This is a genomic window from Acinetobacter sp. YH12021 (assembly GCF_013420145.1).
GTDB lineage: Bacteria > Pseudomonadota > Gammaproteobacteria > Pseudomonadales > Moraxellaceae > Acinetobacter > Acinetobacter towneri.
Map to the genome: position 1 here is coordinate 18,063 of NZ_VOYT01000008.1, position 14,200 is coordinate 32,262.

The following is a 14,200-nucleotide window of genomic DNA, read 5'->3' on the forward strand; positions in this document are numbered from 1 at the left end:
GATTAACATGCTGTCTCGTTTGGTTCGACAAATTTTACAAGCAACGGTCTACGATGTTGCAATCGAAACCCCACTCGACGCAGCGCCACGAATTAGTGAAAAACTGAACAATAACATTCGCTTTAAACGTGAAGACTTACAACCTGTATTCTCTTTTAAATTGCGTGGTGCGTATAACCGTATTAGCCAATTACCCAAAGACCAACTTGAACGTGGTGTAATTACTGCCTCTGCAGGCAACCATGCGCAAGGTGTAGCATTGTCTGGGCAAAAACTGGGCATTCGCGCCATTATCGTTATGCCTAAAACCACGCCAGATATTAAAGTACAAGCGGTAAAACGCTTGGGTGGCGAAGTGGTATTACATGGTGACTCATTTGATGTTGCCAACAAATATGCAATTCAACGTGCCCAAGATGAAGGCATGACTTTTATTCCACCGTATGACGATGAATTGGTCATGGCAGGTCAAGGTACGATTGCCAACGAAATTTTGCGTCAATGGCGCGATGTCGAATATGTTTTCGTTGCTGTTGGTGGTGGCGGTTTAATTGCAGGTGTTGCAGCCTACTTGGGCGATGTCGCACCGCATGTCAAAGTCATTCCTGTAGAATATGATGAATCGGCTTGCTTAAAAGCGGCTTTTGAAGCCAATGAACGGGTTATTTTGCCGCAAGTGGGTTTATTTGCCGATGGTACTGCTGTCGCACAAATTGGTGAGAAACCGTTTGAAGTTTTACAACTACAAAAATCAGATCAATCAGGCCCAATTGTTGAGCGCGATGTAGTTTTGGTGAATACCGATGAAATCTGTGCGGCAATTAAAGACACCTTTGATGAAAACCGCAGCATTGTAGAACCTTCAGGTGCAATGGCTTTGGCAGGCATCAAAAAATATGTCGAGCAACACCAATTGCAAAATAAAAATATTGTGTCAATTGTCTGTGGCGCAAACATGAACTTTGACCGTTTACGCTATATTGCGGAACGTACTGAACTCGGTGAACATAAAGAAGCAATTTTTGCCGTGACCATTCCAGAAGAAAAAGGTGCGTTCCTTAACTTCTGCCGTGCGCTGCAAGGTCGTAATATCACCGAGTTTAACTACCGCGCCAGCGATGCTACTGCTGCACAAGTCTTTGTCGGCATCAGCTTAAAATCTGGTGAAAAAGAACGCCACGACATTTATGAGTTACTCAAAACCCAGTACGATGTTGATGATTTGTCGGATGATGAAGTAGCAAAACTACACATTCGTTATTTGGTCGGTGGTCATGCCGATATTGAAAATGAACGTCTATTCCGTGTGGAATTTCCAGAGCGTCCGGGTGCATTACTGACTTTCTTGGAGCGCTTAGGCCCAACCCATAACATCACCCTGTTCCATTACCGTAACCACGGTGCAGCGGAAGGTCGTGTATTGGTCGGTTTAGAAGCTTCGGATGCCAAACAGAACCCAGATGGTTTAATTGAAACTTTGGAAAAGATCACTTATCCATACCAAGAGATTACTAATAACTTGGGTTATCAGCGTTTCTTAAAATAACCGATCACACATCTCAATAAGTGCAAAAAACCGCTGATTTCAGCGGTTTTTTAGTCATATTGCTACAGTATAGAGCCCTAAAATATTTTAGAATATTGGAAGAATAATATAATTTTTCAGGATGATGCTATGGCACAATTTGCTGTCATTGGTTTAGGTAGCTTTGGTGCAACTGTGGCGACACAATTGGTCAAACTCAACCATGATGTCATTGGGATTGATAGCAATAAAAAGTTTGTAGAAAACATTGCCGATCAAATTACCCATGCGGTGATTGCCGATGCAACCGATGAACACGTTTTGGAAGAACTGAATATTCAAAATTGTGATGCAGTGGTGGTCGCCATTGGTGAAGATATTGAAGCCAGTATTTTGTGTGTCTTAAATTTAAAGAATTTGGGTATTTCTAAAATTTACGTTAAAGCCAAAAGTAAAGCGCACACCATGATTTTGACCCATTTGGGCGTAAGTAAAATTATTCACCCTGAAGAAGATATGGGCGTTCGCATCGCGCAATCGCTGAGTTATCCGATGGTGAGTCGTTATATGAGCCTAAACGACAACCACTATATTGTAAAAGTAAAAATTAAAGACAACTTGCATGGCACGCGCATTCATAGTCTGATGTCACATGCACCCGAAGTTAAACTTTTACTGTTTAAACGTGCCGAAACGATTTTCTATACGCTTGAATCCAATTTAATGCTACAAACAGATGATATTTTGGTGGTTGAAGGACAACTTGAACCATTAAAACGCTTATCTAAACAATTTAAGTCAGAATGAAAAAAACAGCGAAACAACCAATCAAAACTGTCAATTTAAGCCCACCCAGTCTTTTGGCACTGGGCTTTTTAAGCTTTATTAGCATTGGCACAATCTTGCTGAAACTGCCCATTTCCCATCATGGCGAGATGAGTTGGATTAATGCCTTATTTACTGCTACATCTGCAGTGACGATCACTGGATTGTCTGTAGTGAATATTGGCGATGCTTATACCGTATTTGGGCAAATGGTCATTATGTTGTTGTTACAATGTGGTGGCTTAGGTTTTATGACTTTTGCGATTTTAGCGGTTTTAAGTTTGTCATCCAAAATTGGTTTAAAACAACAAATCATGGCGCAAGACACCATTGGGCAAACCAACCTGTCTAAAGTGTCGATGACCATTAAAAGCGTGTTGCTCTACTCATTGTTTTTTGAAGGGATTGGCACGGTTATTTTAACCTTGGCATGGATGCAGGATTATCCATTTAGCGATGCATTTTTCTATGCGGCTTTCTATAGTGTTTCAGCCTTTAACAATGGTGGATTTTCATTATTTCCCAATAGCTTAATGAGTTTTGCAGATCAATACCTGATTACCTTAACTATTAGTATGCTGTATATCATTGGCGGTATTGGTTTTGTGGTACTCATGGATATTAAACGTGCCAAACGCTGGAAAAAACTCTCACCCAATAGCAAGCTGATTTTATCGACCATTGCTGGTTTAAACTTTGTGGCCTTTCTGCTGATTTGGGCGATTGAAGCCAATAATCCACATACCCTTGCAGCCATGAGTATTGGCGATCAAGCCCTCAATGCATGGTTTCACGCTACCGTTCCTCGCTCATCAGGCTTTAATAGTCTAGATGTCGCAAGTATGCAAAATAGCTCGACCTTGCTCACCATGCTTCTGATGTTTATTGGTGGTGGTTCGCTTAGTACCGCAGGCGGTATTAAAGTTGGCACATTTATTATTGTCATTTTAAGTGTGATCAGTTTTTTAAGACGTTCAGATGAGGTGCGTGTGTTTAATCATGCTGTACCTGAACGTACCACCTTTAAAGCTTTGGCGGTGATCAGCATCACAGGTATGTTAATTTGCCTCGGTTTGTTTAGCTTACTTGCCCTTGAACCGAAACTGAATTTTTTAGACCTGTTGTTTGAGGCTGTATCTGCAGCGTGCACGGTGGGTTTATCCCGTGGTGTTACAGGTGAATTACAACCTGCCAGCTTAATTATTTTAATGTTGTTGATGTTTGCAGGTCGTTTAGGGCCGCTGACTTTGGCTTATTTAATCGCCACACCACAAAAAAGCCGACTTAAACATCCAACCGCAGATATTCAAGTTGGATAAAAGCTGGATACGATCCGACTTCAAAAACAAACGCCAATCTTCAAGATTGGCGTTTTAAATTCAGTTAAAACTTTTTAAATCAATGCTAGGTCATTAAAACCAATTCATTAATGAAACACCTAAACCTACATAGGTTGCACGGTGATTATAGTCAATTAAGCTTTCGCCATAACCATCGAATAATTGGAAATGACCACGTAACTTACCACTAATCGGGAAAACCCAATCAAACTGTGCCGCACCGTGCGAGTCATCACCACCTTTTAGGCTATGACGCAACATCAAAGAAAAGTCATGCTCTTTCCAGCGATAAAATGCCAACATGTCACCACGCCCGATATAATTTTTAATTTCAGGGTTATTGTCATCGCTGCGGTCTTCTTCAATGCGATACCACGGACGTAACATCAAGGCAAAATTGTCTTTTTCAAAACCTAAATTAAAAATCACCCGATTCCAACTGCGTGATAATGGATCAGAACGACCATTGGATTGATGGTTCAACGTCACACCCAATAAACGACCATGCAGCCCCATAAGTGTATAGTTGGTGCGGAACATCAAACTGGCTTCAGGCTCATAATTGGTTTCACGAAATGGACGTGACTCATCACCATTATAAACCTGCCAACGTGATGACTGGGTATAACCTAGCCACACATCACCGTTATCACCCAACAGATTTTCTACCGCTTTGGTTTTTAAAGACAGCTGAAATTTGGTTTCCATTGAGGTCAGGTTTTGCTCCTTACCCACGGGAACGGTATTTTGCTCATTCAAGCTTTGTGGACGTTCATTTTTATCGGACGTCCAAAAAGTAGGCATCAAATACACAGGTTGATAAGCACGTAAATTCCATGTGCCTAATTTGCTATCGGGTGAAAGCTCCCAGCGCTTATCCAGTAAAGATACATTCGGATCAAGCTTTGGTACATCAAATGAAAATAAATTACTCACACCCACTGCAATTTTTTCTTTCACAGTTTCAGGTGCAGGAGCAAGTGCCTGAGCGGCTTGACGTTCGCTAATCAGCGCTGTTTTTTCTGCTTCAGGAGTTTTAAACAGAGCATCGTAACACACCAAACGATCAGCATTTGACTCTAAAGCCACACAGGCTTCAGGTGTTGCAGGTGCAACTAAGCTAGCTGGGTCTTGTGCATAGGTTTTCGCCACAAACACAGTGCTGAGTGCGGCAACACTCAGCGACAGTCCTGTGCGTTCAAACAGTTTGAACGCGCTCATAAATCCCCCTAAGTTTTCGTTGTTATTTCACGTATCAGTTCACTTGTTTAATTTCAAAACCAAGTTCGAGCAATGCTTCACGTTTTGACACAGGTGCGACTACGGCTTTAGATGCTTGCTGCTGACGCAAATATTGCTCCGCAACACGTTTTAAATCGTCTAAAGTAACCGCCAATAAACGCTCTCGCAAAACTGTGCGGAATGCGGGTGTACGCGCGTGCAATAATGCATAACATGCAGTAATCGCTTCACCTGCAGGCGAACCCGGTTTATCCATGCTGGCAATCAAACCTAAAATCGCTTCTTCTAGTTGATGCGGCAACTGCTCTGCATTAAATAACCAATCAATACTCGCTTCAAAGTCTGCAAAAGTTTCTGCCAAGCGTGGGTCACGATAACTATAGAAACGGAATGAACATGCATTGCCATCGTAGCTTGCACCGCCACCGTAAGCGCCGCCTTTTTCACGGATTGCGCTGTGTAAGAAACCATTGCGCAAATATGCAGCCAATACCATCAAAGGTGCAGCATCAGGATGCGACACTTCCACCGCAGGATACGCTGCTGCACAGAATTGCACATTGGCTTGAATCAACCATGCTTGATCTTGCGCTGAATCATCTACAGGAACTTGAGTTAAAGCAGCAGGATTTTCTGCAACAGTAAGTTTATCCCAAACTTCTTGAACTTCTTCGACCAAACGGTCAGATTGATGTTCTTCACATACCAACAAAAATTGTTTAGGTGCTTGCAGTAATTTATGGTGGATCAATTGCAATTCAGCAATCAGTTTCTCGTATTCCGCTGCATCTTTTTCAATTTTAGCAACCAAGTCTGCCAACCAATTTAATGCGCCCAAACCTGTGTTGTTGTAATCGCGCTGTGCCAAAGCACTGTGATGACGTCCTGCAATTTGCATGGCATAACTGTGCCCCGAACCCGACAAACGCGACTGCCAACGGGTTTTACGTTGTTGTAATAGCTCGATAATACGGTCTTTTTCATCAAAACGTAATTGCTCAAATGCCAGTTTCAGCAAGCGGATGGCTTCAAGATTATTCACCAAAGACTTAGTGGTTAAAGTGAGCCATGCACTGATCTGATTTTTGTCATCGACTTTAGAGCGTAAAGATGCGCCCATGCCCAAACCACCGCTGACTGCGGTTTGTAGCTGTTGTAATTCTAAATAGTCGTATTCACCTGCACCCACTTCGCCCATCAAAATAGACAGCAAATTAAAATATGGCGATTGAACAATTTCATCAGGAATTTGAATCAATACTTGCTGATAGTAAATTCCATTGGTTCCTGCATGATATAAATTTAAAGGATAATCAATGCGGTTACTGATAATTTCACGCAACTCACCCTGCACAATATGCAAAGCTGCAGGCACATCTTCCAAACCAACTTTTGGCAATAAATTCAAATCATCTGGCGTATCTTGACGGACTTTTAAAGCTTCCGTTTGCGCGACGATTTCTGCTTTTTGCTCATCTGTGAGTTGTGCGCCTATCTCAGCCAGACGTGCTTTTTCAAGTGCAGCATCTTTGGCCGATTTTTCTGCATCTGGAACCAAAGTCATTTGAACACGGTGCGGGTTATCAATTAAATGCGTCTGAATTAGCCGTGATAACCACATTGGATCTTTAAGTTCTTCTTTGACTTGCTCAATCGCAGTATCTACATCCCACACCTGAATTGGGTCATTGTGGTGAATTGCACTGCTTAAACCATTTAAAATCAAGCTCAACCCGTATGGCATACCATCGCCATTAATTTCACGCTGATGCAATTCAATTTGATGCAAAATTGCATCGACCAATGCCGTATCCACAGGCTGTGCAGCCACGTCTTGTAAAACTTTTAAAACGCCCGCCTGAAATTCTGCTGCATGTTCAGGGTTAGAACCTTGCACACCACAGAAGAAGGTCATTTCAAAGTTGGAATCATCCACGCCCGTCAATGGCCCTGTAGATTGTGCATGCGCCCAAGTTTCCAAATAATGACGCAGTGGTGATGCAGAATTTTCAAGTAAAACACCTTCAACCAAACGCATACCTAAGCGTAATTTAATATCGCTTGCTTCAGGCAATAACCACGCCAAAACATGATAAGTTTTATCTTTGAGTTCTTCTGCATCGACTGCATAACTTTCAGTCACTGCCACTGGCGCAGCTAAACGACGCTCAGGCTTCGAATACAACGTTTCGCCCTGTTCAAATTTCGCCAAAGCCAACTGTTCAAACTGTTCTTGTAAATCGTATGCAGGCGTATTGCCAAAAGTCATAAATACCGCATTACTTGGGTGATAATGTGACTTATAAAAATCTACCAATTCTTGATAGGTTAAATCTGGAATATCTTTCGGGTCGCCACCTGAATTGTAGTGGTAAGTTGTTTCAGGGAATAAATGATAAGCCAATTGGTGATAAAGCTGATCGGATGGCGAACTCATCGCACCTTTCATTTCATTAAATACCACGCCTTTATAAACAGGCTCGCCATTTTCCAGCTCAATACGAATACCTTCCTGAGCAAAATCGAGAGGATTTAAATTGGCTGCAAAAGCCGCATCCATATACACCGCAAGCAGGTTTTGGAAATCTTTTTTGTTTTGTGTTGCAAATGGATAAGCTGTCCAATCTGCCGCGGTAAATGCGTTCATAAAAGTATTCAATGAACGACGAATCATTAAAAAGAACGGGTCACGGACAGGGAATTTTTCAGAACCACACAACGCAGTATGTTCTAAAATATGTGCCTCACCTTTGGAGTCCATCGGCTGAGTGCGAAATGCGACTAAAAATACATTTTCATCATGTTCTGTCGCTAAGTGATAATGCACCGCACCTGTAACTTTATGTTTATATTCAGACACTAAAATGTCTAAGGCTTCAACATGGTGTTGACGTACCAACTGAAACGCAGGATGTACAGTCTGGGAAATGGTTTCAGTGACATCTACAGTCATGTGATCTCCTAAAAATAAGCAAATAAAAAACTAAAGCCATTATAGCTTTAGTTCTTTAGATAATTCACGTTGAAAACCCGACTAAATTGATTGAAATTTGCAAAGTATCAACAAAATGCTGCGCTGCACTGGCTGTAGCATGAGCAAAACTAGATCAGGTATTTAAAATAACTATAGTTTGGATGATTTTCGACATACACATAATTCTGTTTTTGATAAAAATGCGCTGCCGATTTGGTATCAGTGTTTAAACACAACGCCGAAAAATTAGCACGTGCTTTTTTCTCTAAATGTTGCAAGAGCTGTTTACCTACGCCATGTTTACGATAATTTGGCAAAACATAAAAACGACGTACACGTCCAATACGACTTTCAATATCTTGCTCATTCCATTGCTGGTTTAAGCCACCACATGCAACCAATTGATCACCATCGTAAACAAACAATAAAAACTCACCAGGCTGATTAAAGCGGTTTTTACCACTTTCCCATTCTTCAATTAAACGATGGACAAAATCAAAGCCTTCTTGAGCAGCATGTTTGGCCAAAGTCTGAATTTGCGTTGGTAACTCTTGTGCTTCTTTAATTTCGATGTTCATCTAACCTTCCTGATAACTCTGCTAAACCCCTATTTTTCATCAATAACATTCATTCAGCTGAATTTTATTCATGAAACTACAGCAATCCTGAGCATTGGTGTAAACTTAGCGTTTTTAATTTTGACTGTGATTTAAAGACATGGCAACTGTTGACCTTTTTGCAATTGGTAATGCATTAATTGACCAAGAATTTCAAGTCTCGGATGACTTTCTCATTCAACATAGCTTGCAAAAAGGTACTATGCAATTAACCGATGGTGAAACACAAGCAAATTTATACAACAACTTAATTAAAACACAAAGACATAAAGGCCAAGCTTCGGGTGGTTCTGCCGCAAATACCACCGTTGCATTTAGTGCTTTAGGTGGTCAAGCCTTCTATGCCTGCCGTGTTGGTAACGATGAATTGGGTGATATTTACCTCAAAGGCTTAAATGAAGCAGGTATTCACACCACAACCAAATCGGTCAGTGAAGGCGTTACAGGGACTTGTATGGTACTTGTGAGTGATGACTCTGAACGTACCATGCACACTTACTTGGGCATTACCGCAGAACTTTCTGCTACACAAATTGATTTTGAGCCACTTAAAACAGCAAAATGGCTTTATATCGAAGGTTATTTATCTACTAGTGATACTGCACGTGCTGCGGTAAAACAAGCGCGTGAAATTGCCAAAGCCAATCAGGTTAAAATTGCACTGACTTTATCTGATCCTGCCATGGTGCAATATGCGCGTGAAGGTTTGGATGAGTTACTAGATGATGGTGTGGATTTGATCTTCTGTAACCAGCAAGAAGCCATGATGTACACAGGAACGGAAACGGCTGAAGCGGCATTAGAACAACTAAAACAAAAAAGCAAATACATTGTCATTACATTGAGCGCACAAGGTGCCCTAATTTATGATGGCAACAACGCTTTTTCTGTACCAGGTCGTCAAGTCACTGCTGTTGATGCCAACGGTGCGGGTGATGCCTTTGCAGGTTCATTCCTGTATGCACTCAATGCAGGCTTAGGTTTCCAAACTGCAGCTCAACTTGCCATTCTGATTTCAAGTGAAGTGGTTTCTCAATTCGGCCCTCGTCTTGCGGTAGAAGATTACGCTAAACTTTTGCATAGCATTCAAAAGGAATCTGCATAATGAATAAAATTTGTATGATGGAAGACATTCCTGAGCGTGAAGCACGTGCCTACGAAACGCCAAATGGTGACACAATTTTTATCACCCAACGTGATGGCATGTATTACGCTTACCAAAACGTCTGCCCACACCTACAAGTGGAATTAGAATTTTTAGAAAACCAGTTCTTAGACCGCGACCAAGAATATATCGAATGCTCAACGCATGGTGCATTGTTTATGGTTGAAACAGGTGAATGTATTTCTGGCCCTTGTTTAGGTCAATCACTTGAAAAAGTCGAGATCAGCGTTCATTCAGATGGTGGGATTTACTTGATCAACGACTAACTTTTTTGCAACTTTCAGAAAGAAGCGAAAAGTTCCAAATCTTAGCTCTATACAAAACTAGATCATTTATCTATGCTCTCTAAGCAGAGCTAGATCAATGATCTGTGTCTAAATAGCATCACCTATAAATATTTCAACACGTGAGTTTAGCGCATGCATGAGTTTTTATCTGATTTGAACTTAATGCCCTTTCACCTCAGCCTAGTTGTTTTATTGCTACTCAGCACTGTCGAAACGATTGGTTATTACTTTAATTTTCGTCCAAGTCAGTTGCTCAAGCGTGCATTTTCACAACGGATTACAGAATCACCACTTTTAGATGTTAAATTTTCTAAGGTACTGATTTTTATTTTTTTACTGATGAATTTCAGTGTTGCAGGATATTTTTTACAGTTTTTGATTTACTCACAACAACAACATTTCGTTCCTGCTTATTACATTATTATTCCAGCGTTTATTATTGCCATCTTTTTTACAGTCTTCATGATTCACTGTTTAGACCAAGTGATTAAGCCCAAATATAGCGTGCGCCAAGTCGATTTACTCGGACGTTTAGCCACAATTTCCAGTGGTAATGCCCGTCCTGGTTTTTCTGCACAAGCACGTGTACGTGATGAGTTTGGGCAACTGCATTATGTGCAGGTTGAACCTGAATTTGGTGAACTTGAATTTCAAGCTCAAATTATTATTGTGCGCAAAAAAAGATCTCACTATCTTGCCAAAAAAATTTCGGCATCAAATAACCTATTTAGCAATCAATAAGTTATTTTTTAAGATTTAAAACCAATCTTGCTGACCTAAGAAAGTTAAAATTTTTCACTCAAACTCAACACAATCTGTTTGTTTATAAACGATACATTTCATGTGATCTGAACAATATTTACACAAAATCATTATGAAAAAATGCTGTTTACCCTAGACTAAGCCAAAGACAAAGCACCACTACATTGTAGGGAAATAAAAAATATGCGGAATCGTCATTAAACTTTAACTAATGAATGAGAATAATTATTAGCTGATAATATCTCTAATTTATTGTGGTTTTTAGATTGCTTTTTATTCATAGCAATTTAGTCAGATTTGCTTTTTTAAAATATAAGCATTTTAGTCAGATTTGGAATTATTAATTACAAGTGTTCCTGTCAAGTTTAAAAATACTAATTTCTCCCGTTTATTATCAGCAAAACACAAAAACAAACCATTGATTTATAATAAGTTAACAATATATTTTCATTTTAACTGTGGCAGCTATTTTTTTTTGTATGTTTTTGTTTAATAATATAAAACACAGTTTAAAAAATAGGCTTATAAAAGTGAGCTTAGTTCCTAAAGATTTAAATAGAAAAGTAGTTCGTGAACTCACGGTCATTTTAATAATTAAGGTCGTGCTGTTAATGGTCATCAAAAATATTTGGTTTGATGCCCCAACTATTCCTCAAAATTTTGATTCACAAGTTGCTGAGCGTATTGCTGGCAGTCCTTCCTCAATCAAGGAGACACGTTGATGATTTCTGAAAGCGTGGTCGATCTCTCGCGGTTCCAATTCGCAATGACCGCGATGTATCACTTTATTTTTGTTCCACTGACTTTAGGTCTGGCTTTTATTCTTGCCATTATGGAAACCACGTATGTGATTTCTGGTAAAGAAATTTATAAAGACATGACCAAATTCTGGGGAAAACTCTTCGGTATTAACTTTGCCTTAGGGGTAACCACTGGTTTAACCATGGAGTTCCAGTTTGGTACAAACTGGGCGTATTACTCACACTACGTGGGTGATATCTTTGGTGCACCACTCGCAATTGAAGGTTTAATGGCCTTCTTCTTAGAATCGACCTTCATTGGTTTATTCTTCTTTGGATGGGATCGCCTCTCCAAAGTGCAGCACTTATGTGTAACGTGGCTGGTTGCGCTTGGTTCTAATATGTCCGCTCTCTGGATTTTAGTTGCCAACGGCTGGATGCAGAACCCAGTGGGTTCTACCTTTAACTACGAAACCATGCGTATGGAATTGGTTGACTTCGGGGCGTTAATTTTTAACCCTGTTGCGCAAGTTAAATTCGTACACACTGTTTCTGCAGGTTATGTAACGGGTGCTATTTTCGTTTTAGCGATTTCAAGTTATTACTTATTGAAAAAGCAAGACTTGCCATTTGCGCGTCGTTCATTCGCTATTGCAGCAATTTTCGGTTTAGCTTCTACTTTATCTGTAATTCTACTTGGTGATGAATCAGGTTATGAATTAGGTGATGTTCAAAAAACCAAACTCGCAGCAATTGAAGCAGAATGGGATACTCACCCTGCTCCTGCAGCGTTCACTTTATTTGGTATTCCAAACGAAGAAACGCAAACGACAGATTACGCAGTTAAAATTCCTTATGTCATGGGGATTATTGCAACGCGTTCTATCACCGAAGAAGTGACTGGTATTAAAGACCTGATCGCAAACCACGAAGTTCGTATTCGTAACGGTATGGTTGCTTATCAACAACTTGAGCAATTACGTGCGGGCGACCAATCTCCTGAACTTAAAGCTGCATTTGAGCAAACTCAAACCGATTTGGGTTATGGTTTATTGTTGAAAAAATACACGCCAAACGTAGTAGATGCGACTGACGAACAAATTAAAATGGCTGCTGCGGATACTATTCCACACGTACCAAGTTTGTTCTGGGCATTCCGTGCCATGGTAGCTTCTGGTTTCTTAATGCTGTTGTTATTCGCACTTGCAACTTTTGCAGTGGCTAAACGCAACGCAGAAAGCAAACCTTGGTTATTAAAATTTGCGTTATTCTCATTACCATTACCTTGGATTGCAGCGCAAACAGGTTGGTATGTAGCAGAAGTTGGTCGTCAACCATGGACAATTGGTGAAGTACTTCCAACACACTTGTCTGCATCTTCACTCAGCACTGGCGACGTATGGGGCTCAATCATTGCATTGGCAGCGTTCTATACCGTTTTGCTGATTATTGAAATGTACTTGATGATCAAATTCTCACGTCTAGGCCCAAGCTCGCTTCATACTGGTAAATACCACTTCGAGAAAATTGAAGCTGCGAAAAAAGCCAATGAGGAGGCTTAAGCATGATCGAATATGAATTACTCAAAATCATTTGGTGGGTGTTAGTGGGTGTATTACTCATTGGCTTTGCCCTCACCGATGGCTTCGACATGGGCTCAATGGCGATCATGCCATTTGTAGGTAAAAATGACGAAGAACGCCGTGCTGCAATCAACACGATTGCACCGCACTGGGATGGTAACCAGGTTTGGTTCATTACAGCGGGTGGCGCGTTATTTGCTGCTTGGCCAATGGTATATGCAACAGCATTCTCAGGCATGTATTGGGCACTACTCTTAGTTCTGTTTGCCCTATTCCTGCGCCCAGTTGGTTTTGACTACCGCTCAAAACTTGAAAACACCAAATGGCGTACATCTTGGGACTGGGGTTTGGCTGTAGGTGGTGCAGTTCCTGCATTAGTGTTCGGTGTTGCGTTTGGTAATATGTTCCTTGGCGTACCATTTACCCTAGACGAAACTGTACGTTCAACATATACAGGCAGCTTCTTTGCATTATTAAACCCATTCGCTTTAGTGTGTGGTTTAGTCAGCTTGTCTATGCTTTGCGCGCATGGTGGTGCATGGTTAATGCTGCGTACCGATGGTGACTTACGTGCACGCTCTGCAAAAGCAACGCAAATCATGGGCATTGTGTTCCTTGTGTGTTTCTTGGGTGCAGGCGCATGGCTATACTTCGGTGGTATCGAAGGTTATACCCTAGTCACTCCATACGACACGAACGGCGTAGCAAACCCATTGGCTAAAGAAGTTTTAACCAATGCAAACCCAGGTTGGATGAACAACTACTCAGCGTACCCTATTACCATGATTGCACCAATTATGGGCATCTTGGGCGGTATTTTGATTATTCTTGCAGCAGGTAAAAACAAAGCGGGTTTAAGTTTCACAGGTTCATCTTTAGCGGTGATCGGTGCGATTTTAACTGCAGGTTTTGCATTGTTCCCATTCTTAATGCCATCAAGCCTCAACCCAGTTGCAAGCTTGACCATGTGGGATGCGGTATCAAGTAAAAATACATTAACTGTAATGACTGTTGCAGCATGTATCTTCGTACCAATTATTTTGCTATACACCACTTGGTGTTACTACAAAATGTGGGGCGTTATCACCAACAAGCACATTAAAGAGAATTCACACAGCCTTTACTAAGGCTGTGTCTAAG

The 14,200-nt window shown here is 40.9% G+C and carries 12 protein-coding genes; 9 read left to right on the forward strand and 3 right to left on the reverse strand.

The window, feature by feature from the left end; translation table 11 throughout:
- Window positions 1-7: 7 nt before the first annotated feature.
- From ilvA to FTT91_RS08130, 3 genes are all read left to right on the forward strand, one after another.
- Complete coding sequence (ilvA, locus tag FTT91_RS08120) at window positions 8-1,546, forward strand: threonine ammonia-lyase, biosynthetic (protein WP_019837302.1); 1,539 nt, start codon at window positions 8-10, stop codon at window positions 1,544-1,546.
- A gap of 129 nt (window positions 1,547-1,675) precedes the next feature.
- Complete coding sequence (locus FTT91_RS08125; RefSeq protein WP_004973425.1) at window positions 1,676-2,332, forward strand: TrkA family potassium uptake protein; 657 nt, start codon at window positions 1,676-1,678, stop codon at window positions 2,330-2,332.
- Window positions 2,329-3,669 (forward strand): TrkH family potassium uptake protein, encoded by a 1,341-nt coding sequence (locus FTT91_RS08130; protein ID WP_004973423.1) that lies wholly within the window; start codon window positions 2,329-2,331, stop codon window positions 3,667-3,669. Before FTT91_RS08125 ends, FTT91_RS08130 begins: the two co-directional genes overlap by 4 nt.
- A 93-nt stretch (window positions 3,670-3,762) precedes the next feature.
- Here FTT91_RS08130 and FTT91_RS08135 read toward each other — a convergent pair whose 3' ends face one another.
- The 3 genes from FTT91_RS08135 to FTT91_RS08145 all read right to left on the reverse strand — a co-directional run bounded on the left by FTT91_RS08135 (window position 3,763) and on the right by FTT91_RS08145 (window position 8,484).
- On the reverse strand, window positions 3,763-4,911 hold the full coding sequence (locus tag FTT91_RS08135) for a phospholipase A (protein WP_180169244.1): 1,149 nt from the start codon (window positions 4,909-4,911) through the stop codon (window positions 3,763-3,765).
- Window positions 4,912-4,945: 34 nt separating this feature from the next.
- On the reverse strand, window positions 4,946-7,885 hold the full coding sequence (locus FTT91_RS08140; RefSeq protein WP_180169245.1) for an insulinase family protein: 2,940 nt from the start codon (window positions 7,883-7,885) through the stop codon (window positions 4,946-4,948).
- Between the two features lie 149 nt (window positions 7,886-8,034).
- The gene (locus FTT91_RS08145) at window positions 8,035-8,484 is read right to left on the reverse strand and encodes a GNAT family N-acetyltransferase (RefSeq protein WP_004973417.1); all 450 of its coding nucleotides are present in this window, start codon (window positions 8,482-8,484) and stop codon (window positions 8,035-8,037) included.
- Between the two features lie 139 nt (window positions 8,485-8,623).
- Here FTT91_RS08145 and FTT91_RS08150 point away from each other — a divergent pair, with 139 nt between their 5' ends.
- The 6 genes from FTT91_RS08150 (at window position 8,624) to cydB (ending at window position 14,187) form a co-directional block, all read left to right on the forward strand.
- Window positions 8,624-9,628, forward strand: coding sequence for an adenosine kinase (locus FTT91_RS08150; protein ID WP_004973415.1), 1,005 nt, complete (start codon window positions 8,624-8,626; stop codon window positions 9,626-9,628).
- A 14-nt stretch (window positions 9,629-9,642) separates the two neighbouring features.
- Window positions 9,643-9,954 carry a Rieske 2Fe-2S domain-containing protein gene (locus FTT91_RS08155; protein ID WP_179988655.1) on the forward strand — a complete coding sequence of 104 codons (312 nt, stop codon included), beginning with the start codon at window positions 9,643-9,645 and terminating at the stop codon, window positions 9,952-9,954.
- A gap of 153 nt (window positions 9,955-10,107) precedes the next feature.
- Window positions 10,108-10,716 carry an OB-fold-containig protein gene (locus tag FTT91_RS08160; RefSeq protein ID WP_004973411.1) on the forward strand — a complete coding sequence of 203 codons (609 nt, stop codon included), beginning with the start codon at window positions 10,108-10,110 and terminating at the stop codon, window positions 10,714-10,716.
- Window positions 10,717-11,267: 551 nt separating this feature from the next.
- Window positions 11,268-11,459: a cytochrome oxidase putative small subunit CydP gene (gene cydP / locus FTT91_RS08165; protein ID WP_004973408.1), complete on the forward strand. Its 192-nt coding sequence runs from the start codon at window positions 11,268-11,270 to the stop codon at window positions 11,457-11,459.
- Entirely contained in the window at window positions 11,459-13,039 is a 1,581-nt protein-coding gene (locus FTT91_RS08170; protein ID WP_096900849.1) for a cytochrome ubiquinol oxidase subunit I, read from the forward strand. The genes cydP and FTT91_RS08170 overlap by 1 nt, the downstream gene beginning before the upstream one ends.
- A 2-nt stretch (window positions 13,040-13,041) precedes the next feature.
- On the forward strand, window positions 13,042-14,187 hold the full coding sequence (cydB, locus tag FTT91_RS08175) for a cytochrome d ubiquinol oxidase subunit II (protein WP_004973405.1): 1,146 nt from the start codon (window positions 13,042-13,044) through the stop codon (window positions 14,185-14,187).
- Window positions 14,188-14,200: the final 13 nt, after the last annotated feature.

Bases quoted from the DNA above. Each gene is read 5' to 3' on its own strand.
- FTT91_RS08145 (WP_004973417.1), bottom strand. From the start codon at position 8,484: ATGAACATCGAAATTAAAGAAGCACAAGAGTTACCAACGCAAATTCAG.
- FTT91_RS08170 (WP_096900849.1), top strand. From the start codon at position 11,459: ATGATTTCTGAAAGCGTGGTCGATCTCTCGCGGTTCCAATTCGCAATG.
- ilvA (WP_019837302.1), top strand. From the start codon at position 8: ATGCTGTCTCGTTTGGTTCGACAAATTTTACAAGCAACGGTCTACGAT.
- cydB (WP_004973405.1), top strand. From the start codon at position 13,042: ATGATCGAATATGAATTACTCAAAATCATTTGGTGGGTGTTAGTGGGT.
- FTT91_RS08130 (WP_004973423.1), top strand. From the start codon at position 2,329: ATGAAAAAAACAGCGAAACAACCAATCAAAACTGTCAATTTAAGCCCA.
- FTT91_RS08155 (WP_179988655.1), top strand. From the start codon at position 9,643: ATGATGGAAGACATTCCTGAGCGTGAAGCACGTGCCTACGAAACGCCA.
- FTT91_RS08150 (WP_004973415.1), top strand. From the start codon at position 8,624: ATGGCAACTGTTGACCTTTTTGCAATTGGTAATGCATTAATTGACCAA.
- FTT91_RS08160 (WP_004973411.1), top strand. From the start codon at position 10,108: ATGCATGAGTTTTTATCTGATTTGAACTTAATGCCCTTTCACCTCAGC.
- FTT91_RS08135 (WP_180169244.1), bottom strand. From the start codon at position 4,911: ATGAGCGCGTTCAAACTGTTTGAACGCACAGGACTGTCGCTGAGTGTT.
- FTT91_RS08140 (WP_180169245.1), bottom strand. From the start codon at position 7,885: ATGACTGTAGATGTCACTGAAACCATTTCCCAGACTGTACATCCTGCG.
- FTT91_RS08125 (WP_004973425.1), top strand. From the start codon at position 1,676: ATGGCACAATTTGCTGTCATTGGTTTAGGTAGCTTTGGTGCAACTGTG.